This is a genomic window from Solibacillus cecembensis (assembly GCF_050272495.1).
GTDB classification, from domain to species: Bacteria; Bacillota; Bacilli; order Bacillales_A; family Planococcaceae; genus Solibacillus; species Solibacillus cecembensis.
Genome location: NZ_JBNNMF010000009.1, coordinates 131,117 through 152,754, shown reverse-complemented (window position 1 = coordinate 152,754; position 21,638 = coordinate 131,117). Strand labels below are relative to the sequence as shown.

General features: G+C 37.4%; 18 protein-coding genes. 12 read left to right on the top strand and 6 right to left on the bottom strand.

The genetic code is table 11. From position 1 onward, the window contains the following. The first annotated feature begins 262 nt into the window (after window positions 1-262). The 5 genes from ACQKIH_RS10180 to ACQKIH_RS10160 all read left to right on the top strand — a co-directional run bounded on the left by ACQKIH_RS10180 (window position 263) and on the right by ACQKIH_RS10160 (window position 7,672). Window positions 263-3,871 (top strand): dynamin family protein, encoded by a 3,609-nt coding sequence (locus ACQKIH_RS10180; RefSeq protein WP_427765656.1) that lies wholly within the window; start codon window positions 263-265, stop codon window positions 3,869-3,871. A gap of 12 nt (window positions 3,872-3,883) precedes the next feature. After that, window positions 3,884-4,684, top strand: a complete 801-nt coding sequence (locus tag ACQKIH_RS10175; RefSeq protein ID WP_057982352.1) for a sulfurtransferase — start codon at window positions 3,884-3,886, stop codon at window positions 4,682-4,684. 96 nt (window positions 4,685-4,780) lie between these two features. Next, a complete protein-coding gene (locus tag ACQKIH_RS10170; protein ID WP_427765653.1) occupies window positions 4,781-5,593 on the top strand; it encodes an MBL fold metallo-hydrolase in 813 nt (270 codons plus the stop codon). Window positions 5,594-6,017: 424 nt separating this feature from the next. Further along, entirely contained in the window at window positions 6,018-6,638 is a 621-nt protein-coding gene (locus ACQKIH_RS10165; RefSeq protein WP_427765650.1) for a DUF47 domain-containing protein, read from the top strand. 17 nt (window positions 6,639-6,655) lie between these two features. Beyond that, window positions 6,656-7,672 carry an inorganic phosphate transporter gene (locus tag ACQKIH_RS10160; RefSeq protein WP_057982358.1) on the top strand — a complete coding sequence of 339 codons (1,017 nt, stop codon included), beginning with the start codon at window positions 6,656-6,658 and terminating at the stop codon, window positions 7,670-7,672. A 60-nt stretch (window positions 7,673-7,732) separates the two neighbouring features. On the opposite strand, the gene ACQKIH_RS10155 is transcribed toward ACQKIH_RS10160, so the two are convergent. Next, complete coding sequence (locus ACQKIH_RS10155; RefSeq protein ID WP_427765646.1) at window positions 7,733-8,548, bottom strand: S1C family serine protease; 816 nt, start codon at window positions 8,546-8,548, stop codon at window positions 7,733-7,735. Between the two features lie 400 nt (window positions 8,549-8,948). Between ACQKIH_RS10155 and ACQKIH_RS10150 the strand changes: the two genes are divergently transcribed. Beyond that, the gene (locus tag ACQKIH_RS10150) at window positions 8,949-10,163 is read left to right on the top strand and encodes an NAD(P)-dependent malic enzyme (protein ID WP_427765643.1); all 1,215 of its coding nucleotides are present in this window, start codon (window positions 8,949-8,951) and stop codon (window positions 10,161-10,163) included. A 55-nt stretch (window positions 10,164-10,218) separates the two neighbouring features. On the opposite strand, the gene pepF is transcribed toward ACQKIH_RS10150, so the two are convergent. Beyond that, the gene (gene pepF, locus ACQKIH_RS10145; protein WP_427765641.1) at window positions 10,219-12,024 is read right to left on the bottom strand and encodes an oligoendopeptidase F; all 1,806 of its coding nucleotides are present in this window, start codon (window positions 12,022-12,024) and stop codon (window positions 10,219-10,221) included. Window positions 12,025-12,209: 185 nt separating this feature from the next. On the opposite strand from pepF, the gene ACQKIH_RS10140 reads away from it, so the two are divergent. Continuing rightward, the gene (locus ACQKIH_RS10140) at window positions 12,210-13,064 is read left to right on the top strand and encodes a patatin-like phospholipase family protein (RefSeq protein WP_427765638.1); all 855 of its coding nucleotides are present in this window, start codon (window positions 12,210-12,212) and stop codon (window positions 13,062-13,064) included. A 57-nt stretch (window positions 13,065-13,121) separates the two neighbouring features. Here the strand turns inward: ACQKIH_RS10140 and lepB are convergent, their stop codons facing one another. The 3 genes from lepB to ACQKIH_RS10125 all read right to left on the bottom strand — a co-directional run bounded on the left by lepB (window position 13,122) and on the right by ACQKIH_RS10125 (window position 15,080). Next, on the bottom strand, window positions 13,122-13,685 hold the full coding sequence (lepB, locus tag ACQKIH_RS10135) for a signal peptidase I (RefSeq protein WP_427765635.1): 564 nt from the start codon (window positions 13,683-13,685) through the stop codon (window positions 13,122-13,124). A 49-nt stretch (window positions 13,686-13,734) separates the two neighbouring features. Further along, complete coding sequence (locus ACQKIH_RS10130) at window positions 13,735-14,478, bottom strand: amidohydrolase family protein (RefSeq protein WP_427765633.1); 744 nt, start codon at window positions 14,476-14,478, stop codon at window positions 13,735-13,737. A 71-nt stretch (window positions 14,479-14,549) separates the two neighbouring features. Beyond that, a complete protein-coding gene (locus tag ACQKIH_RS10125) occupies window positions 14,550-15,080 on the bottom strand; it encodes a tubby C-terminal domain-like protein (protein ID WP_427765630.1) in 531 nt (176 codons plus the stop codon). A 555-nt stretch (window positions 15,081-15,635) separates the two neighbouring features. On the opposite strand from ACQKIH_RS10125, the gene ACQKIH_RS10120 reads away from it, so the two are divergent. From ACQKIH_RS10120 to bioB, 5 genes are all read left to right on the top strand, one after another. Continuing rightward, window positions 15,636-16,820: an MFS transporter gene (locus tag ACQKIH_RS10120; protein ID WP_427765628.1), complete on the top strand. Its 1,185-nt coding sequence runs from the start codon at window positions 15,636-15,638 to the stop codon at window positions 16,818-16,820. A 484-nt stretch (window positions 16,821-17,304) separates the two neighbouring features. Then, window positions 17,305-18,009 carry a dethiobiotin synthase gene (gene bioD / locus ACQKIH_RS10115; protein WP_427765625.1) on the top strand — a complete coding sequence of 235 codons (705 nt, stop codon included), beginning with the start codon at window positions 17,305-17,307 and terminating at the stop codon, window positions 18,007-18,009. Further along, window positions 17,990-19,357: an adenosylmethionine--8-amino-7-oxononanoate transaminase gene (gene bioA / locus ACQKIH_RS10110; protein WP_427765622.1), complete on the top strand. Its 1,368-nt coding sequence runs from the start codon at window positions 17,990-17,992 to the stop codon at window positions 19,355-19,357. Before bioD ends, bioA begins: the two co-directional genes overlap by 20 nt. A 36-nt stretch (window positions 19,358-19,393) precedes the next feature. Next, complete coding sequence (locus tag ACQKIH_RS10105; RefSeq protein ID WP_427765692.1) at window positions 19,394-19,951, top strand: biotin transporter BioY; 558 nt, start codon at window positions 19,394-19,396, stop codon at window positions 19,949-19,951. Next, window positions 19,951-20,946 (top strand): biotin synthase BioB, encoded by a 996-nt coding sequence (gene bioB, locus ACQKIH_RS10100; RefSeq protein ID WP_427765620.1) that lies wholly within the window; start codon window positions 19,951-19,953, stop codon window positions 20,944-20,946. Before ACQKIH_RS10105 ends, bioB begins: the two co-directional genes overlap by 1 nt. 68 nt (window positions 20,947-21,014) lie before the next feature. Here the strand turns inward: bioB and kynB are convergent, their stop codons facing one another. After that, window positions 21,015-21,638 (bottom strand): arylformamidase, encoded by a 624-nt coding sequence (gene kynB, locus ACQKIH_RS10095; protein ID WP_427765618.1) that lies wholly within the window; start codon window positions 21,636-21,638, stop codon window positions 21,015-21,017.

The following is a 21,638-nucleotide window of genomic DNA, read 5'->3' as shown; positions in this document are numbered from 1 at the left end:
ATCGCATATGTAGTCATTGGAAACTATGTATTAAAAAATACAGTAAATTAATGGATAACCCAAATTTTATTAATATATCAAAAACACCATTTCAGGATCTACATCCGAAATGGTATTTTTTTACTAGGAAGGGCCAATTTCTTGCACCAATCATGCAAAAAGAAATCGAAATAAATAATTTTAATAAAATACTAGCCGATTTTCTAATGTAATCATGGTACTATATAATTGTGAACATTTTAGGACAAAAGGGGAAAGTGAAATGAGTTTGTTTGATGAAAAGGTATACCAATTATTGCAACAATCGGCGGTACAATACATAATTTACAAGGAAAACCAAGATACGGAGCGAATTGAAAAATTAAATCTATTCGCACGCAAATTATTACAAAAAGAGTTTGTCATTGGATTTGCAGGGCATTTCTCAGCGGGTAAATCGAGCATGATTAATGCATTATCGGGTGAAGATATTTTAGCAGCGAGTCCTATTCCAACAAGTGCAAATATCGTCAAAGTACATAAGGCAGATGAAGATTTTGCAATCGTTTACATGCATCATGATAAGCCAGTCAAATTTACAGCGGGCTTTGATATTAAACAAGTAAAAGAGCTGAGTAAAGACGGTGAACTGGTTTCGCAAATTGAAATTGGCCATAGTAAATCCAGCTTACCTTTAGGCGTAACTGTAATGGATACACCGGGAGTGGATTCGACAGATGATGCCCATGCGATGAGTACGGAATCAGCGTTGCATATTGCGGATATGGTATTTTATACAATGGATTATAACCATGTTCAATCTGAGCAAAATTTCCAATTTACAAAGCAGTTAATGAAATACAATCCAAATGTATATTTAATCGTCAATCAGATTGATAAACACCGTGAGTCAGAACTATCATTTGAGGACTTTAAACAATCCGTACATAGTTCATTTGCAGCATGGGGCGTTTACCCGAAAGACATTTTCTTCACTTCTTTACGTGATAAAGAATTAGCGAATAATGATTTTGAAAAAGTGAAAAAGATCGTCATGAATTCGATGAATGACTGGCAAGAACAATTAATTTTAACGGCTGAAAATACATTAACAAAATTACAGCATGAGCATGAAAATTATTTAATAGAAGAAAAACAAGACCGATTTGCAACATATGAAGACGTTTTAACAACAGATGACTGGGAATCGCGCCTTGATATTTTAGAGCAATATGAAAAACTAACGTTGCAAACCGAGCTATTTTCATTTGAGCAATGGGATAAAATGTTTGATGAAAATCGCAAAGAGTTATTAGCAAATGCGGCGATTATGCCAGCCGATGTACGTGAAAAACTACGTAGCTATTTAGAATCAAAGCAAGAGGATTTTAAAGTAGGTGGTCTATTTACGGCTAAAAAGAAAACAGCTGAAGCGCGTGAAAGCCGAGCAGTGGAAGCGTTAGAAGCGTTTAATCACGTCGTGCAATCTCAAATTACAGGGCATATAAAAGCGCTGATGAAAACGGCATTAAAGGATGTTGGCGCATTGACAGATGAACGTGCGGCAGCAACGGATGCGAAAGTTTTTGATTTACCTTTTAGTGTAATTGAAGATCAAGTTCAAAAAAATACAATTGTTACAGGAGATGCTGTACTAAACTTTGCGAACCGTGTATCTGAAGCGACAAAACGCTATTTTATCCAAGCAACGGATGCGTGGAAGAATGAGCAACAAGCTGTATTAGAGCAAGTGGCGACAGAAGTTTCTGCCCCTGTAAAACTAAAAATTAATGCAATGAAACAAAGAGTACAAGCGATTCAACATATTTTAGAAATTGAAGCGTTTGAGCAATTTAGTAAAAAACAGATGGTACAAGCAACGAATGAATTGCGTGCTGAGTCCAAAATTCAATTGGAAAATTGGCAACGTGCCCATGAGCAGGCACTAAAGGATATTCGACCATTTGATGAATCTATGCTTGCGCAAAAACAAGCAACGGCCGTAGAAGAACAGCAAGTGACTGAAAATACGGGCGCGCACTTAAGTACGGACCTTGTTGTTGCGAAGGCATTAAAAACAGCACAAGCAGTGGGCAATGTCCAAGGATTTAAAGAAGTAGCCAACTTCTTAACGAAAAAAGTAGAGCGCTTACAAAAACGTGACTTTACAATCGCGTTATTCGGGGCATTTAGTGCGGGTAAATCAAGCTTCTCCAACGCATTAATGGGAGAACGTGTATTGCCAGTTTCGCCAAATCCGACAACAGCGGCCATTAATAAAATTCGCCCAGTAACACCAGAACATCCGCATGAAACAGCCGATGTACATTTAAAAACAGAGGCGCAATTATTAGAAGATATTCAAGGTTCTTATGCAGCTATTGGAATGACAGTAGGCACATTACAAGAAGCATTTGACAAGGCAAAAGATGGTTTAGCAGTTAAGTTGGTAGATGAGCGACTCAATGTGCATAAATCCTTTATTCGTGCGTATTCGGAAGGCTATGAAAATTACATTCCCAAATTAGGAACAACAATTCGCGTAGATCGTCCTGATTTTGAAAAGTTTGTTGCGCAAGAAAACCGTTCATGCTTTGTTGATAATATTGATTTTTACTATGATTCACCACTTACGCGTATGGGTGTCACTTTAGTTGATACACCAGGAGCGGATTCAATTAATGCACGTCATACAGGTGTAGCGTTCGATTATATCCGTAATGCCGATGCAATTTTATTCATCACGTATTATAACCATGCGTTTGCCAAAGCCGACCGTGAGTTTTTAATTCAATTAGGGCGTGTTAAAGATGCCTTCGAATTAGACAAAATGTTCTTTGTTGTCAATGCGATCGATTTAGCCTCTACAGCGGAAGAAGAGGAAGAAGTGAAAGGCTATGTGCGTTCCGAATTACAGCGCTTCGGTATCCGCTTCCCTCGCTTATATGGGGTTTCTAGTTTATTGGCATTGAAGGAAAAGCAGGAGCAACAGGATCACCAGTCAGGGTTAAAGCCGTTTGAAGGGGCATTCCATCACTTCTTAAATGATGAGTTAATGGGCATCGCTGTCCAAGCATTGCAAGAAGAAGTTGATAAAACAGAAGTACGATTACATGATTTAATTGTCCAAACAGAGGACAACTTAAAGCGTAAAGATGAGCGACTAGACGAGTTAGTTCATTTAGAAAAGCATGTGCGTACGAGTTATGAAACGACGCAAACCGCCATGCTTGAAAGTGAAGCAAAACAGGAATTAGATGAATTGTTGTACTATGTACTCCAACGCGTTTATTATCGTTATCCGGACTTTTTCCGTGAAAGCTATAATCCGTCGACATTTGCGCAAATGTCTGCACAAGTAGCATTGGAAACAGCATTAAAAGAATTGTTACAAGCATTGAGCTTTGATTTTGCACAGGAGCTTCGCGTGACGAATTTCCGATTAGCTCAATTTGTTGATACGAAATTAAGAGGACAATTTAAAGAGCAAGTACAAAATTTAAAAGAATTAAATCCAAGTTTTGCATTTATTGCGTATGAGGCGACGGAACCACAGCTACTGGATATGGCAGGTCCATTTACTGACAGTGCTCCATATAGCCAAGTGAAATCTCATTTCAAAAATGTGAAAGCATTCTTTGAAAAAAATGAAAAAGAGCTTTTGCGTGATGCGCTAGAGCAATTAACAAAACCAGATGCGCAAACGTATTTAGATCGTGAAAAAACGAGACTTCTTGAATGGGCATCGCACTTCATTGCAATCGAAGCAGAAAGTTTACGTCAACATATGTTAGAGCAGGCAATCGAACAAATTAGTACAGAACGATTATTACTTCAAGAAGAAAGTCGATTAGCAGTTTGGAAAGAACTTTACGAACAATTAAAAGCATAGGAGTGATTTCAAATGGCAAATGTTTTTGTAGATGCATTTAAATTAGAACGAGATGGTCGCTTTATTGATACTCGTTTTGATCTTCAAAATGTTGATTTAGGGAAGCGTTTATTTGAAGAAGGGCATGTGAAAGGGGCAATTTACTGGGACCTTGAATGTGACCTTTCAGATATGACGAAAACAAATGGACGCCACCCGTTACCAGATAAAGCTCATCTTCAAGTGTTATTTGAAAAACACGGTCTGCATTATAACGATGCCATTTATATTTATGACCAAGGCGCTGCACCTTTTGCGACGAGAGCTTGGTGGACGTTAAAGTATGCTGGCTTTCAACATGTTTACATTGTGAATGGTGGCTATGAAAGTCTCGTTGCTGCTGGCTTTGAAATAACGATGGAAGTAATGGAGTTTGAACCGACAGCGTTACAATTACAGTGGAATGATGACATTTTAATGAATAGAGAAGATGTACTTGCGATAACAGAAGGAAAGCATAAGGCGACGCTAATCGATGCACGTGCTGCAGCGCGTTATCGTGGGGAGTTTGAACCGTTTGAACCGATTGCAGGTCATATTCCAACAGCAAAAAATTACGATTGGGAGCAATTGAAGGACGGCAATAAACTTGTCATTACTTCTTCACTACTGGAGACAGTCTCAAAAGATGAAGAAATTATTGTATACTGCGGCTCAGGTGTAACAGCAACACCAGTTTATTGTATTCTATCTGAAGCGGGCTACCAAAACATAAAAATCTATATGGCTGGTTATAGTGACTGGGTATATCATCACCCGGTTGAAATCGCGTAAAACGATTGTTTGTAAATAGATAATTATTATGAATATCCATTCACTTTATGTTAAAGTTACCGTATAGGGAAAAACGACATAAAGGGGTGGATATTTGTGTTTTTTAAGAAGAATATAGAACGAAGCGAAATGTCGGGTGTTCGAATGGTAAACGGTTCAATCAAGTTTCAAGCTATCCAATTAAATGTGCATTGTTTTGAAGTAGATGGGGTGTTAATTGATACGGGAGCAAAATCACTTCTTGATCAATTCAAGCCGTTTTTCAATGACATGGATGTCGATCAAATTATGTTAACGCATTATCATGAGGACCATTCAGGTGGTGCACACTATTTACAACAGAAATATGCACTACCAATTTATATGAATGACTTAAAAATTCAAGAATGCAAAGAGAAAGCAACGTATCCATTTTATCGAAAGGCGTTTTGGGGAACACGGCCAGCTTTTCATGCTCAAGCAGTGGGAACGTCATTTGAATCAAGAAATGCGACGTGGAAAGTGATTGAAACACCAGGGCATACGCAAGATCATCTTGCCTTTTTAAATACAGCTACAGGTCAAATTTTTACCGGAGATTTATATGTCTCGCCCAAAACAAAGGTGATTCTACGCGAAGAAAGTATTCCGACCATTATTTCGTCGATTGAAAATCTTCTTACATATGATTTTCAAGAAGGCTTTTGCAATCATGCAGGCTACATGAAAGATGCCAAAAAGGTATTGGCGCATAAATTAGACAATTTACGTGAACTAAGCGAACGTATTGAAACGTTACGAGGTGAAGGGAAAACAGTTAAGGAAATTAATAAGCAGTTATTTGCGAAAAAATATCCCATTGTCCGTGTATCATTAGGTGAATGGGATTCGGCACATATCGTTACATCGGTCATCGGAAAAGGGAATTAATTGAATAAAAATCAAAAATCCACTCTTTTTAATTATTGAAAGGGTGGATTTTCATTTTTCGGAGATACTTAAGATGATGGATTATTTGTACATGTACGTTTACAATTCCTTTACAATTCGGTTGGATTAAAAATTTATTGTTATTAATCAGAAATATGGTGATTGTCGTAATTTGTCGAAAAAGTCGTAATAACGAATAAATAACGCGTTTTTTTATTATTTACGGAGTTGTTTTTCCGTAAAAAGGGATTAGGTTATTATGTATTAGGGTATTTGTAAAGTTACAGCAATGTAAAGTTTTATTAAGCGTGTGAAAAGATATTGTAGAAATTGAAAACTAGATGTATGATAACTTAGGTTTTATTATCAAATAGTAGAAAACATTCAACGTAGAACAAACAATTATTTAGGAGGAAATCATCATATGTTTAGCTCTAGAAAACCAGATCCATTTTTCGAAGGATTATTAATTATTGCTAAAAATGTACAACAAGGAGCAAATTATGCAAAGGAATCAACTATTTCCAATGTTGCAGACCTCAAGCAAATTCAAATAAAGATGAAATCCTATGAAACAGCTGGTGATAAATTAATTCATGAACTGATTGTAAAGTTAAATGAATCGTTTATGACACCAATTGAGCGTGAAGATATTTTAGCGCTGGCAATTCGACTAGATGATATTTTAGATGGCATAGAAAATACGATTGCGCATTTCGAAATGTATTCCTTTACAGAAGTGAATGACTATATGCGTCAATTTGTTGATTATATTGCAAAAAGTTCAGATGAAGCTGTAAAAGCAATGGAATTATTAAATAAAAAAGACTTATTAGGGATGCGCCAACATGCGATTTTAATAAAAGATTATGAGCGTGAATGCGATGAGATTTTCCGTAAATCCGTAACAGAGTTATTCCAAGTAGAAAAAGATCCGATTCGTCTGATTATGTTTAAAGACCTATATGAGCAATTAGAGGATATTGCGGATTACTGTCAAAATGTAGCGAACACAATTGAAACGATTATTATGCGTAATGCATAGAAGTAAGGGAGTAAACTATGAATACGTTATTAATCATTACCGTATTGGTTGTCATCTTTGCGTTAGCATTTGATTTTATTAACGGTTTCCATGATACAGCGAATGCGATTGCTACATCGGTATCTACCCGTGCATTAAAGCCACGTGTTGCGATTTTGATGGCCGCAGTCATGAACTTTGTTGGTGCAATTACATTCGTTGGTGTAGCGAAAGCAGTTGCATCTGGAATTGTTGACCCATTCTCATTAAATGCTTTTGAAGGAGATGTGACGGGGTCAGTCGTTATTTTAGCTGCATTATGTTCTGCGATTACATGGAATTTGTTAACTTGGTATTTTGGGATTCCATCAAGTTCTTCGCATACGTTAATCGGTTCGATTGCGGGCGCAGCAGTTGCATCTGCTGGTATGGATATATTAAATTACTCAGGTTTCTTGAAAATTTTACAAGCGTTAATTATTTCGCCAATTTTAGCATTAACACTTGGTTTTATCGTAATGAAAATTTTCAAAGTGATTTTCCAAAAATCACCGCTTTATACGACAACGAAAGCATTCCGATTAACTCAAATTGGTACAGCGGCGTTACAATCATTCACACATGGTACGAATGATGCGCAAAAAGCGATGGGGATTATTACGATGGCATTGATCGCTGCGAACTTGCAATCTACAGATGAAGTGCAAAGCTGGGTTCGACTTGCCTGTGCTCTAGCAATGGGTATTGGTACTTCGGTAGGTGGTTATAAAATCATTAAAACAGTGGGCGGTAAAATTATGAAAATTCGTCCAGTGAACGGTGTAGCGGCGGATTTAACGTCAGCCTCTATTATTTTTGGTGCAACGCTAATTGCGCTACCTGTTTCCACTACACATGTTATTTCATCCGCTATTATGGGTGTAGGTGCAGCACAACGTGTAAAAGGTGTAAAATGGGCTATGGCACGTAAAATTGTCATTACATGGTTTATCACATTACCAATTTCAGCTTTGATGGCTGGGATGTTCTATTTTTTACTAAGCTTAATCTTCTAAATGAAAAAAATGAGGTTGTCCGTAATTAGGACAACCTCGTTTTTGTTTGGAAAAATTAATCTATGGTAGAAATGCCGAAAAATTTTCGTGAACGGCTTCAATCGGAATAAATAAACCGACCTTCCCGTATGGTTCGCGCTTACCCGTAGCGAATACGACACCAATGACTTCTCCAGCTTCATTGATGACAGGACTGCCGCTATTCCCTTTATAAACAGGCGCGTCCATCATAATGACCTCCGTGTCGATTGAGGAGGCGGTAGTATAGTCTAATAGTTTACCTTCATTGGCAATGCCGCTAAAATACAATGGATTTCCAATGAAATAAACATGTTCCTCCGCTTCAAATTGACTCGATGTTGCCAACTTCAAATGTGGAAGGTCTTCCGCCTCAACTTTTAATAACGCTAAATCAAATTGCTCGTATGCATCTTCAACGTTAGCCTCGTAAATTTGCCCATCAGGAAATGTAACGCTAATCGTTAAAGCCTCATCAATGACATGTTCGTTCGTCAATATATAGCCATCTGATGAAATAGCAAAGCCCGTTCCCTTACTATCTTGTGTATTAATCGTCACTACAGCTTCTTTATATGTTTGAATCGTTGCCTGTCCAGATAAATGACTGGAAACACGTAAAAAATCAATCGCAGGAATGGAATACATATTGAAAATAACGGCAAATGTATTAAAAATGAGTGAAAGAGCAATTAGCCAAACAAAGATCCGTACTATGGGCTTTTGCTTTTTTGGTTTTTGAAGTGTCGGGTTTAAGCGTTGTTCGCGTGCCTTCGCAATTGCCTTTTCTTGTTCCTCTAATACAAGTTCTAAAAATTCCTCTTCGGTCAGCTCTTCTTGTTTTTGATTTTCATTCATCAAATTCCCTCCAGTTCCTACTAGTGTAGCAAAAAAAATGTGATGAAATTGTGTCTAAAATTTTTTTCTGTTTTTTTGACGGGTGAAATAAAGTTTGTGAAAGAAATATTATTACAATCAGAAAAATACTTCGTGCAAAATATCACAAATACAACCGTGGTAAATCAACTGTTTATAAATGATAACCTTTTCATTAATTATTTTAATATAATAGATTGTGTAGGTTTTAACAAAGTTGATTGTTATCGAAAAAACGTTTAAAGTATTGGTATTAATGGTTTAGTTGATGTTTTTACAACTATTGTTTTAAAAGTAAATATTATTGTTGACAAATGAAATAGAAACGAATAATATTCATAAATATAAAGAAAATTCTAAAAATTTGAAAGGATTGATACAAATGGATTTAATGAAAAAATCACTTGAAATGCACGAACACTATGGAGGAAAGATGGAAATTCGTTCGAAGGTTCCTCTTCAAGATAAATATGACTTGAGCTTAGCTTACTCACCTGGAGTTGCGGCACCTTGCTTAGAAATAGAGAAAAACCCATCAGCTGTGTATGACTATACGATGAAAGGCAATTTAGTTGCCATTGTGACGGATGGAACAGCGGTATTAGGGCTAGGTGATATTGGACCTGAGGCAGCATTACCTGTAATGGAAGGGAAGGCGTTATTATTAAAGCGTTTTGCCAATGTAGATGCGGTTCCAGTATGCTTAGCAACGAAGAATGTCGATGAAATTGTGCAAATAGTCAAGGCAATTTCACCTACATATGGTGGGATTAATTTAGAGGATATTTCGGCACCACGTTGCTTTGAAATTGAGGATCGTTTACGTGCAGAATGCAATATCCCTGTGTTCCATGATGATCAACATGGTACGGCCATTGTAGTAGGGGCTGGGTTGATTAATGCGGTAAAACTTGTGAAGAAAAATGTGAAAGATATGAAAGTGGTTATTAATGGTGCAGGCGCAGCAGGCATTGCCATTTTACGTATTTTAATTCAAATGGGTTATACGAATGTCATCATGTGTGATACAAAAGGCATCATTTATGAGGGCCGCAAAGAGGGAATGAACCCGATAAAAGACCAAGTAGCGAATTTATCAAACCCGTATCAATTACGTGGGAGCTTAAGTGATGCATTAGTTGGAGCGGATGTATTTATCGGTGTATCAGTAGCTGATATTTTGACAGAGGCAAATATTCAATCAATGGCCACTGATCCAATTATTTTTGCTATGGCGAACCCTAATCCAGAAGTAACACCAGAAAATGCAAAAAAATGGGGCGCTCGCATTATTGGAACAGGACGCTCGGATCATGCGAATCAAATTAATAATATGTTAGCATTCCCAGGAATTTTCCGTGGTGCATTAGACGTTCGTGCGACAGATATTAATGAAACGATGAAGTTGGCAGCGGTAGAAGCGATTGCCTCGTTAGTAACGGACGAAGAACTTAACGAAGACTTTATCGTGCCAAGCTCTATGGATGAGAGAGTGGCTGGTGTCGTTGCTAAAGCAGTTGGTTCAGCTGCAATTGAATCAGGTGTATCCGTTTTATTCCAACAGCCGGATGTCGTTAAACAAACGCTCGTAATTTAAGGAAACTAAAGAGCATTACACAACGTAAAATACGGGGTGTAATGCTCTTCTAATTTTATGAAAGAACCATTTCTTCTGTCAATTGCTCTAATTGTGTGATCATCTCACCGATAAATGCAATCGTATCACGCAACGGCTTTTCTGTTGTAATATCGACACCTGCCATTTTTGCAAGATCAACTGGTGATTTTGTACCACCTGATTTTAATACTTCAATCCAATCCGCCACGGCATTTTCATCACCATCCAAAATGCGTTGTGACACTTGTGTAGAAATTGTTAAACCAGCTGAGTACGTGTATGGATAAAGCCCCATATAGTAATGTGGTTGGCGCATCCAAGTTAACTCAGCACCATCATTTACCTCGACTGTATCTCCCCAGAATTGCTCCAATACTTCGCGCTTCAATTCGTTTAATTTTGGTGCGTTCACATTTCCACCTGCATCAATTATTTCATACACTTTACGCTGGTATGCTGCCTCTAGTAAATGCGTAACGAAATTATGATAATACGTGCGGCTAATAATTGTTGAAATGACCCAACGTTTAAAGCGAGGATCCGTAGAATTTTTTAATAAATGGTTCGCCATTAGCATTTCATTCATCGTTGAAGGTGCTTCGATGAAATATAAAGAAGGACGAGCATTAAAAATGTTTTGCGCTTCATTTGATAAATAGAAGTGCCCTGCATGGCCAAGTTCGTGGGCAAGGACAAACACTTCATTCATGCGACTCGTCCATGAAATTAAAACGTAAGGATGCACGCCATAAGGACTTGAGCAAAAGGCACCCGTTGATTTACCAGCATTTTGAGCGAAGTCAATCCAGCGCTCATCAAATGAACGGTCCAACATTTTGCCGTAATCCTCGCCCATGACAGCTAAGCCTTCCTTCATATATTGGCGCGATTGTTCCACTGTAATTTTCGGCTCAAATGATGGATCTAAAGAAATTTTTAAATCCGCAAACGTCATTTTTTCAAGTTCATGTGTTTTTTGTAAAAGCTTTGCATAACGTCGCATATGTGGCGCGAGTTCATTCATAATTAAATCAATTTGACGGTCATATAGTGTACGATCAACCTCTTGTGATTGAAGTAATGAATCAAAAATTGTAGGATAGCCGCGTAAATCAGATTTCGTTTTCTCCATTTTTAAATGGGTATTATATGTTTTGGCTGTTGTATGTTGATAGTCACTTAATTTCTTATAGAATGCATCAAATGCAGCGCGGCGTTTTGCTGGATCTGCTTCTAGCTCCCAGTCTCCTTCAAATGAATTGTAGCTCAGTTGGAATTGTTCACCGTCTACTTCGAATTGAGGAAAGTTCATATCAACTAGCTTCGTCGTATTGTATAGCTCATATGGTGCACTAAATGACGCGCCAAATGCGGCTAACGCTTTTTCAGCTTCGGGATGTAATTGATAAGGCTTTTGAATAAGTAGCTTTTCGATATAATTTGCAACAGCTGGATTTAATACTTGCGCTTCTTTTAAAATAGCTTCATCTAACGCGAGTAAATCACTTTTTACGAATGATAGCTTTGTCGCAATCGTAGCGGCAAGTTGCCCAACTTTTGCAGCACGCATTTGATGGTCGGAGTTTGTTTGCTCCCCGCTTAGTAAAAGGTTCGCATATGTCCCAATCTTCACTAATTTTTCATTAATCGTTTCATTTGTTGCAAGGGCCTTCACAACACTTTGTGCATTCGTAATGTTACCTGTTAATGCAGTAACGACTTGATGCACATACATTTCAACCTCGATAATTGCATTTTCAAAAGCTTGTTCACTGTTAAAGATATCTTCTAAATTCCAAGTTTCATCAATAGCTACTTCATTACGTTGAATCATTGACATAAGTAATTCCCTCCTATATTCCGATGTTCGAAGTAAATAATAACATATTTCTGAATATTTTGGAAGATGGTGTTTTTGGGAAAAGATAAAAAGGAATAGAAGTATGTATTCGCAAAAAATTGTCCATAACTTGGGTATTATTTGATACGATATGAAGAAATAAGTTAGATGAAACGAGTGAACTTATGGAGAAAATCGAGAATTGTAGCCTTATATTAGAGGGCGGGACATTTCGTACGGTGTATACTGCGGGTATTTTAGATGCCCTAATGAAAGAAGAAATTCATATGCCTTATATTGCAGCGATTTCAGCGGGTGCGATTAATGCGGTGTCGTATATGTCCAACCAGCCGGAGCGTACTTTGCGTGTATTGACGAAGTATCGTAAGGACCCTCGTTATATGGGGATACGCAATTTTTTAAAGGAAAAAAGTATTTTTGGATTGGATTTTTCTTATAATGTTGTGCCAAATGAACTGGAGATTTTCGATTGGGATGCGTATTATCACTATCCTGGCGAGGCGGAATTTGGGGTAACGAATGCGTACACGGGAAAAGTAGAGTATAAAGACGCATTCCAAATGACAAAAAGTTGCGATATTTTACAAGCAACTTGTGCGATTCCGGTACTGTTTCCGGAAATAAAAATTGGCAATGCCCCTTATTATGATGGGGGATTGGCTGATCCAATTCCGATTAATCGCGCTATTGAAAAGGGATTCCACAAGCATTTAATTGTGCTAACGAGGGAGCCAGGTTATATAAAGGAAGCTTCGAAAACAAGTGATCTTACAATGAAGTTATTTAAAAAGCGTTATCCAAGACTTGCGGCGGCGTTAAATAATCGTGTAGATCGCTACAATGAAACATTAAATCAAATTTCGGAAATCGAACAGCAAGGCAATGCCTTTATTTTCAAGCCGGATAATGCATTAAAAAGCTTTGAAAGTAAAGTTGACCAAATGAAGGCGAATTATGAAATGGGCTATGAGCAAGCGACGAAAAGAATGGATGAATTGAAGGGCTTTTTGGAGGTTTAATGTGAAGATGACTGTTCTAGGGGTAAAATTCTAGAACAGTCTTTTGCTTTTTACCAATTATTTTACAATCCCAATCTGCTCGAATGGGTAAAATCGAATGTTTGCTTTACCAATTACAGTATCCATCGAAATTAATCCGACTGTTGGATGTCGACTATCCGTGCTATTAACCCGATTATCACCTAATACGAATAAATAGCCTTCAGGAATTATTGACACATTCGCTAAATCTTCAAGCGTAAAGTCCTGTGTCAAAGTACCGTGCCCCATTAATTGGGCTTTATATGCATCTAAATAAGGCTCGTCATAAGGGTTACCATTTATGTACAACACATCATCTTTGTAAGCGATATGGTCACCAGGTAAGCCGATAACTCGTTTAATATAATTGGTCTCTTCGGTCGCGTTGAAAACAATGACATCGAAACGCTTTAAACCAGATATTTGTTTACCAATAATATTTACTACAACTCGATCCCCATCTTCATAGGTAGGCATCATAGATTTCCCGCTTACAAGGGTTGGTGTGAAAATAAAAGTACGAACAGCTATGACAAAAACAACTGCGACAACGATGGCTTTTAACCATTCTAGTAGTTCATTTTTTTCTTTTATCTGCAATGTTAATTCCTCCTTGTTCTTTCATTTTTCAATTATTAATCACGTCATATTACTTGAAATACCATTTGAAAGCATTTGAATATAAAATTTTATCAGCGGCCTTTTCATCAAATAGTTGCTGAATCAATTCAATATCCGCCACTTCAAAAGGTCTTTTGGCTCTAGTTGATGGCAAATCTGTCCCGAACATTAGTGCATCAGGATTCGCTGAATAGATGGACTTCATGGCATTTTCTACATTTAATTCTACACGTCCAAAACCGGTTGCTTTTACGTGTATCCCTTTATCTACTAAATTCAACAAATGAGGTAGGCCTTCTTCAGACAAACCTAAATGGTCAATAGAAATAGCAGGTAGTTTTTCGATGGTTGATGCAATTTCAGGTAACTCTTTTGCATCAATATACAGCTCGCTATGCCACCCAACCAAATCATAAACTCTTCTTGCAAAGTAATCGAGCTTTGATAAATCCTCTGAGCCGCCTCGTTTAATATTAAATCGTAATGCTCTTACTCCATTATTATGTAAGTTTAAAATTTCATCATCCGTCACAGTAAAAGGTAATTGTGTAACCCCACAAAATGCAGGTCCCATTTGTTTAAGTGCCTTCAATAAATAACCTTGATCAAAACCTTGAAATGATCCAGATACAATCGCTCCACCTAATACATTCAAGTGAGCTGTTTCATGTTCATAATTTGTGACAACATAGCTTGGTGGTGTATATCTTTGGTTCTCGATAATCGGAAAATCAAAATCAATAATGTGAAAATGTGCATCAAAAATTCTCATCCTATTTCATCCTCCCTTTTCTTAAATATATCAGATAGATGGCGTTTCATGGAAATGAAAGTCTTAAAAATCTAATTTCTCAAAATAAAAACATAAGATAAACATGCAACGGTATGAATGCTGACTTCTGGATTAATGATGTTAATTGTATACCTCTGAGGCGGAATCATTTTATCGTATTGAATTGTAGCTACTAATTGAGCTGCATCATTATGTATTTTAATTGTTTTATTTCCTAAATCCTTATTTATTTTATAAGATAGGTCATTTATCAAAAGTTCATATTCCGGATGCGTCTTAATCTTCGTTCGATCTATCATTTTAAATGTACCTAACTCATTTGTTACATTCCAATTTAGTCGTACGAATTTAATAAAATCTTTCCATTTCACATTTTCTTCTACTTTGGCAACAATCATTTTTGTCTTATCATGAGCTTTTATATTTACAATAAAATTCGATAAGAAAATGTCAAAGAAATAACTGAATTTACTATTAAAATAACGTTGAATTGTTCCAACTTCTATATTATTTTCATCTAAAATCCTTATTTCTTTTGTAGATCGTTTCAAAACTGGACTAATAAAATGATAGTGTGTCATGGTTAATCTCCTTTGATAGTAATATTAAAATAGGTTGACCGAAACGTTACATTATAAGATAACCTTAATAATTAATATACGAACGATTGACTCTTTAGTTTCAAATTTGTTTTATTGTTTTCCAATTCATCAAAAGAATTATTGTGCATAGTGATTTGTATATGACGCCTTATAAAGGAGTAATCCCGATTAATTGTGTGACTATTCTAAAAGATACTATTATACTAAATTTAATAAAGAATAAGGAGAGATGAATATGAAAAGCACAACACTTACTTTCTACATCAAATCGGAGGGTATGTTAGCTTAATTAAATTTGCTTCAGCTGAAGCAAATTAAAGCCCCGGCGGATGTCACAGATTTTTTAAGGAGGCCTGCGTGATGCAGGTCAGTTAGCCGTTGTCGCATGGACACGACGAACTTAGGCTAACTTCCCCAACGAGCATGCTCGAAAAAATCTGGACGCAATTACGCCGAGGCATAATTGATTTTTGTGAACTTATCTTCCGGTTTGAGCATCCAAATGGAACTGCTAAAAAATCGGAGGACAAAACATTGAATATCAAAAATATTTACTACTTTACAACAAGTTCACGCGCATTCATCATCCAGATGGTATTTACGCTGAACGCGATTTATTATGTATCCCAAGCTGGGCTAAACCCTTTACAACTCGTCTTGGTAGGAACGATTATGGAACTTTCTATTTTATTATTTGAAATACCAACAGGGTTAGTGGCGGACTTTTTCGGAAGAAAGAAGTCATTAGTCATTGGAACGTTCATTATAGGGGCTGCTCATTTGCTTGAAGGGAGCTTTCCGGAATTTTGGGCAATTGCGGTCGGTTCGGCATTGTGGGGGATTGGTTGGACGTTTATTAGTGGTGCGGAACAAGCGTGGATCGCAGACGAACTGGAAAACAAAAGTTTGGATCAAGTATTTCTTAAGGGGGCACAATACAGTTCGTTTGGTGCATTTACTGGAATTATTGTTAGTGTACTCATTGCTACTGTTTTTTCTGTACAAATAACGATTTTGATTGCGGGCTCATTGTTAGTTCTATTAGCAATCATTACACTTATGATTATGCCGGAAACGAAATTTGTAACGATTTCCCGAGAAAATCATTCTAATTTTAGACAGATACTGTTAGCTTTAAAGGGTGGCGTGTCACAAATAAAGGGGAATACAGTGTTAGTTGCGATTGCGGCTATCACATTATTCTGGGGACTTGCTAGTGAAGGTTTTGACCGTTTATGGGGCGCACATTTTATTGGAAGTTTCAGTCTAGCAGAGGAAGACTCTATTTACTGGTTTGGATCCTTTTATGCCATTGCCTTTCTCCTGAATATTGCAGTGCTGAAAGTTGTCGAGATTAATATGAAAGCGCGCTATGCAACGATTTTGTTGCTGGCTAATAGTGTATTATCTTTCGCTATGCTGTTTTTCGCGTTTACTGGAAACTTTTTGATTGCGGTATTATTGTATTGGACAATTGCTACACTACGAAACATCAATTATCCATTAATGAGTGTGATGACAAACGAGCGATTGCAGTCACAAGGTAGGGCTACTGCAATTTCGATGTTCGGTCAGTTAGATGCGCTCGGACAGGTAGCTGGAGGTCCTCTTGTTGGGATCATTGCGCTATATACTTCGATTAATGGAGGTATTGCTTTTTCGGCAATTTTGATTATCCCTACGTTGTACTTTTTATGGAAAATGCGGAAAGTAGCTTAAAAAGTAGCGGTTTAACTAAAATTGTATAAGATGATTTTGATGATTTACTCGATGAAAGTTATTTTAGATGTGAAAATTCGACTTTAGAAATAGCATAATAAATAAAAAAAGCGCAGTAATCCCTAATACTCGGGGTTACTGCGCTTTGTCATTATTATTTCCGGTAAATAGTTGAGTAAAGGTACATGTATTTTAAGGATAACTGTTCGTACGGGTGCTCTGCCTTGATAGAATACATGATGCGCGCTGACTTCTTTACTGTCTAATGGATTGTCAACACTTACTAACACGACGCTTGAGTAATATCAATCCACATAACGAACCTCTAATCAAGTACGCCTCGGTGTAATTGATTTTTTTAGGTCATTTTTCTAAATGGGTTTTTATCAATGAATTTCTCTCAATTAAAAAATATTATTTACAACTTAAAAAATAATGTGTTAACATAAAAAAAGATTAGGTTAACGTAAAAGGGGGGAGAACAATGCAGCACTTTTGGGTAATTGGCACAGATACAGATGTCGGAAAAACATGTGTGACCACGTTATTAATGCGGCAGTTACAATTACAAGGAATAAGGGTGACACCGTACAAACCGGTTCAGACAGGGGAAGTGATTGAGGGAGGACATACCTATTATTACGATACAACAATATATGAAACGTATTCTTTGCAATCGTTAGCACGAGCCAATTTGAACGATTATTCATTTAAAGAGCCTGCATCACCACATTTTGCAGCTCAACTTGAAGGGCAGCAAATTGATATACAGCGCATTTTACAGCAAATTAACCGATTACAAAAAATGGTTGATATCGTAATTTGTGAAGGTGCTGGGGGGATTTTTGTACCACTAGATGCAAAAGGAGAGGAAACGTTTCTTGATGTAATTATGCAAAGTCAGTTACCTGTTGTAGTCGTTACACGGACAAAGCTTGGAACAATTAATCACACATTATTGACGTTAGAAGTATTAAAGTCAAGAGGAATTGAAGTGCTAGGCATTGCCTTTAATGGCGATACAGGAAGTGCGATGGAACGTAATAATATTGAAACGATTTTACAGCATCATCCAAAACCATATGCAGTCATTCCACAGTATAAAGAAATTTCAAAAGCAATGGATCATTCTATTACAAATACATCGTTATTTGAAAGGCTGTATCAATATGAAACAAAGATTATCTGACTGGCAAGAGAGAGATTTACGACATGTATGGCATCCATGCTCACAAATGAAGGATTATGAACAATTTCCGCCAATCGTCATTGTAAGAGGAGAAGGTGTGTGGCTTTATGATGAGCATGGCAATCGATATTTAGATGCCGTCTCTTCTTGGTGGGTAAATTTATTTGGTCATGCCAATTCACGCATAAGCCAAGCGTTAAGCGAACAAGCATTTCAGCTAGAGCATACAATTTTTGCAAATTTCACACATGAACCAGCTATACGTGTTGCCGAAAAATTAGTCGCTTTAACACCAGAGGGCTTAAACAAAGTTTTTTTTGCAGATAATGGTTCCTCTTCTATAGAAGTCGCATTGAAAATGAGCTTTCAATTTCATATGCAAAGTGGCAAGACAACGAAAAAACGATTTCTTGCATTAACGGATGCCTATCATGGAGAGACACTTGGAGCGCTATCTGTCGGAGGTGTAGATCTATATAACGACGTATATCAACCACTCTTACTCGATACGGTACGTGCACAAGGACCGGATTGTTTCCGTTGTCCATTTAATGATCGGCCGGCAAGCTGTCAGGCACAATGTATTCGTTTTGTCGAAGCGGAATTAATTTCACATCATGAGGAAATTACGGCTGTTATTATTGAGCCACTTATTCAGGCAGCCGCGGGTATGAAAATGTATCCATCAATTTATTTAGAGCGACTAAGAGCTTTATGTACAAAATATGATGTGCATTTAATTGCGGACGAAATCGCGGTTGGATTTGGTCGAACGGGTACAATGTTTGCTTGTGAGCAAGCGAATATTTCACCGGATTTTATGTGTCTATCAAAAGGATTAACAGGTGGCTACTTACCGTTATCTGTCGTGTTAACAACAAATGCAATTTACGATGCTTTTTATGATGATTACAACAAGATGAAGGCTTTTTTACATTCGCATAGTTATACAGGAAATACACTCGCTTGTCGGGTAGCACTGGAAGTTTTGACGATATTCGAAGAGGAAAATTATATCGAAATTGTGCAACGTAAAGGTGAGTACATGAGAAAGCTAGCAATTGAAGCATTTAGTGGACTTCCATATGTAGGGGAGTATCGTCAAGTTGGACTAGTCGGTGCGATTGAGCTAGTAAGAGATTGCGACACGAAAGAACCTTTACCGAGTGAGGATCGGATTGGCTATCAAATTTATAAAATGGCTTTAGCAAAAGGGTTACTCATTCGACCACTAGGAAACATTTTATATTTTATGCCACCTTATATTATTACAGATGAAGAAATGCGTTTCATGGTTGAGACGACGAAAGAAACAATGGCGCAATTTTTTGCAGGGTGGGAGGGATAAGGAGTGAAGCAACGACAAAAAACATTATCACTCGTAATGGTTGCGATGTTCGCCGCTTTAACAGCAATTGGCGCTTTTATTAAAGTACCATTACCAGTTGTACCATTTACATTACAAATTGTTTTTGTTTTTCTTGCCGGGTGTTTACTTGGTAGTCGTAATGGCTTGCTCAGTCAACTTGTGTATATCGGTATTGGCTTAGTTGGGTTACCTGTCTTTACGCAAGGTGGAGGAATTACATATGTGATGCAGCCGACATTTGGTTTTTTAATTGGCTTTGCACTTGCTGCATTTGTTATAGGAGGGATTCTTGAAAAAGTGGAGGTACCAACAAAGTGGCATTTTATCTTTGCGAATATTGTGGGGCTCCTACTTATTTATGTAATCGCTGTACCGTATTTATATGTATCGTTGAATTTTTGGTTAGGCGTGCAAACGAGTTGGTCACATGTATTTTTAGTTGGATTTTTAAATAGTATCATTGCCGATTTTTGCTTAGCAATTGTATCGGCATTATTAGCGGAACGATTGTATAAAGTATTTCGTTCGGCGAGAGCAATCAAAATTTGGCAGATGGAAAAGGGGCATGCATAATGAATTGGTCACAGTTAGCAGAGGAAGTTATCGAGGGAAAAGTTATTAGCGATGAGGAAGCGTTAGCCATTTTAACGAGCGATGATGATGAGTTATTGAAATTAATGGATGGTGCATTTACCATACGCAAACATTATTACGGTAAAAAAGTAAAATTGAATATGATAATGAATGCGAAAAGTGGTTATTGCCCAGAGGATTGTGGTTATTGTTCGCAATCTTCTAAATCTACTGCGCCAATAGATAAATATCCATTTATTACAAAGGAAGAGATTTTAGAAGGTGCTAAACGAGCATTTGACAATAAAATTGGGACGTACTGTATCGTTGCGAGTGGACGTGGGCCAACGCGTAAAGATGTCAAAGTCGTGAGTGAAGCCGTGACGGAAATTAAAGAAAAATACGGTTTAAAGGTTTGCGCATGTTTAGGGCTATTAAAGGATGAGCAAGCGCAACAATTAAAAGAGGCGGGGGTAGACCGGTACAACCATAACTTAAATACATCGGAGCGCCATCATTCGTATATTACGACATCTCATACATATGAGGACCGTGTCAATACAGTGGAAACTGTAAAAAAACATGGGATTTCACCTTGCTCAGGTGCGATAATTGGGATGAAGGAAACGAAGGAAGACGTGGTAGAAATTGCACGAGCGCTTTATCAGCTCGATGCCGATTCCATCCCAGTCAATTTTTTAAATGCCATTGACGGGACAAAACTGGAGGGCACGAAAGAACTAAATCCACGTTATTGTTTAAAAGTTTTAGCTCTATTCCGTTATATTAATCCGACAAAGGAAATTCGTATTTCAGGTGGTCGTGAAATAAATCTTGGATCGCTGCAACCACTTGGTATGTATGCAGCAAACAGTATTTTTGTTGGCGATTATTTAACAACAGCAGGGCAAGAAGTGAATAGTGATTACCAAATGCTAAAAGATATCGGCTTTGAAATTGAGTTAACAGAAAAGCAAGAAGAGGTATTTTGTTAATAGATATAAAAAAGCGCAGCATCCCTAGTAATTCGGGGTTACTGCGCTTTGTCATTATTATTTCCAGTTTAAAGTGAAGGTATTTTCCTGATAACGGCTCGTACTGGTGCTCCGTCTGCGCCTGCCACTTTTAATGGTAAAGCAATCAAATCATAAAAACCTTGTTCAATTGTTTCAAGCACTAGTCCTTCGACGATATGAATGCCCGCCTCATATAATGCATGATGCGCACTCACTTTCTTGCTGTCTAATGGATCGACAGAAGGGTTATCAACACCTACTAACACAACCCCTTTATCCTGTAAAAAGGGCGCGACATTCGGGTGGATAACAGGAATTGTCGTTGGAAATTGTGGTGATATGGTATCCAGAGTTTTGAATAAAATACGCTGAACCCCTTTAAAATCAACGGAACGCAACATCTCGCACGTAATTTCGGCAGTCCCTCTACAATCCATGACGAAACATTTCCCGATAAACACATTTACATCAAGCTGATCCACTTTTTCACCATTATTATCAAAGTGAAAAGGGGCATCAGCATGTGTACCTATATGCATCGAAGTCGTCATTTTCCCGATATTAACAGAACCTGTTTGTTCTTTTGTATAACCAACTTCAAATTGAAACGGTGTATCACCTGGCCAGTTTGGAATTCCGGCTTTTAATGTTTGCGTAATATCAATCCACAT

Coding starts and splice junctions, on each gene's coding strand:
- ACQKIH_RS10180 (WP_427765656.1), top strand. CDS start 263: ATGAGTTTGTTTGATGAAAAGGTATACCAATTATTGCAACAATCGGCG.
- ACQKIH_RS10175 (WP_057982352.1), top strand. CDS start 3,884: ATGGCAAATGTTTTTGTAGATGCATTTAAATTAGAACGAGATGGTCGC.
- ACQKIH_RS10165 (WP_427765650.1), top strand. CDS start 6,018: ATGTTTAGCTCTAGAAAACCAGATCCATTTTTCGAAGGATTATTAATT.
- ACQKIH_RS10160 (WP_057982358.1), top strand. CDS start 6,656: ATGAATACGTTATTAATCATTACCGTATTGGTTGTCATCTTTGCGTTA.
- ACQKIH_RS10155 (WP_427765646.1), bottom strand. CDS start 8,548: ATGAATGAAAATCAAAAACAAGAAGAGCTGACCGAAGAGGAATTTTTA.
- ACQKIH_RS10150 (WP_427765643.1), top strand. CDS start 8,949: ATGGATTTAATGAAAAAATCACTTGAAATGCACGAACACTATGGAGGA.
- pepF (WP_427765641.1), bottom strand. CDS start 12,024: ATGTCAATGATTCAACGTAATGAAGTAGCTATTGATGAAACTTGGAAT.
- ACQKIH_RS10140 (WP_427765638.1), top strand. CDS start 12,210: ATGGAGAAAATCGAGAATTGTAGCCTTATATTAGAGGGCGGGACATTT.
- ACQKIH_RS10130 (WP_427765633.1), bottom strand. CDS start 14,478: ATGAGAATTTTTGATGCACATTTTCACATTATTGATTTTGATTTTCCG.
- ACQKIH_RS10125 (WP_427765630.1), bottom strand. CDS start 15,080: ATGACACACTATCATTTTATTAGTCCAGTTTTGAAACGATCTACAAAA.
- bioD (WP_427765625.1), top strand. CDS start 17,305: ATGCAGCACTTTTGGGTAATTGGCACAGATACAGATGTCGGAAAAACA.
- bioA (WP_427765622.1), top strand. CDS start 17,990: ATGAAACAAAGATTATCTGACTGGCAAGAGAGAGATTTACGACATGTA.
- ACQKIH_RS10105 (WP_427765692.1), top strand. CDS start 19,394: ATGGTTGCGATGTTCGCCGCTTTAACAGCAATTGGCGCTTTTATTAAA.
- bioB (WP_427765620.1), top strand. CDS start 19,951: ATGAATTGGTCACAGTTAGCAGAGGAAGTTATCGAGGGAAAAGTTATT.
- kynB (WP_427765618.1), bottom strand. CDS start 21,638: ATGTGGATTGATATTACGCAAACATTAAAAGCCGGAATTCCAAACTGG.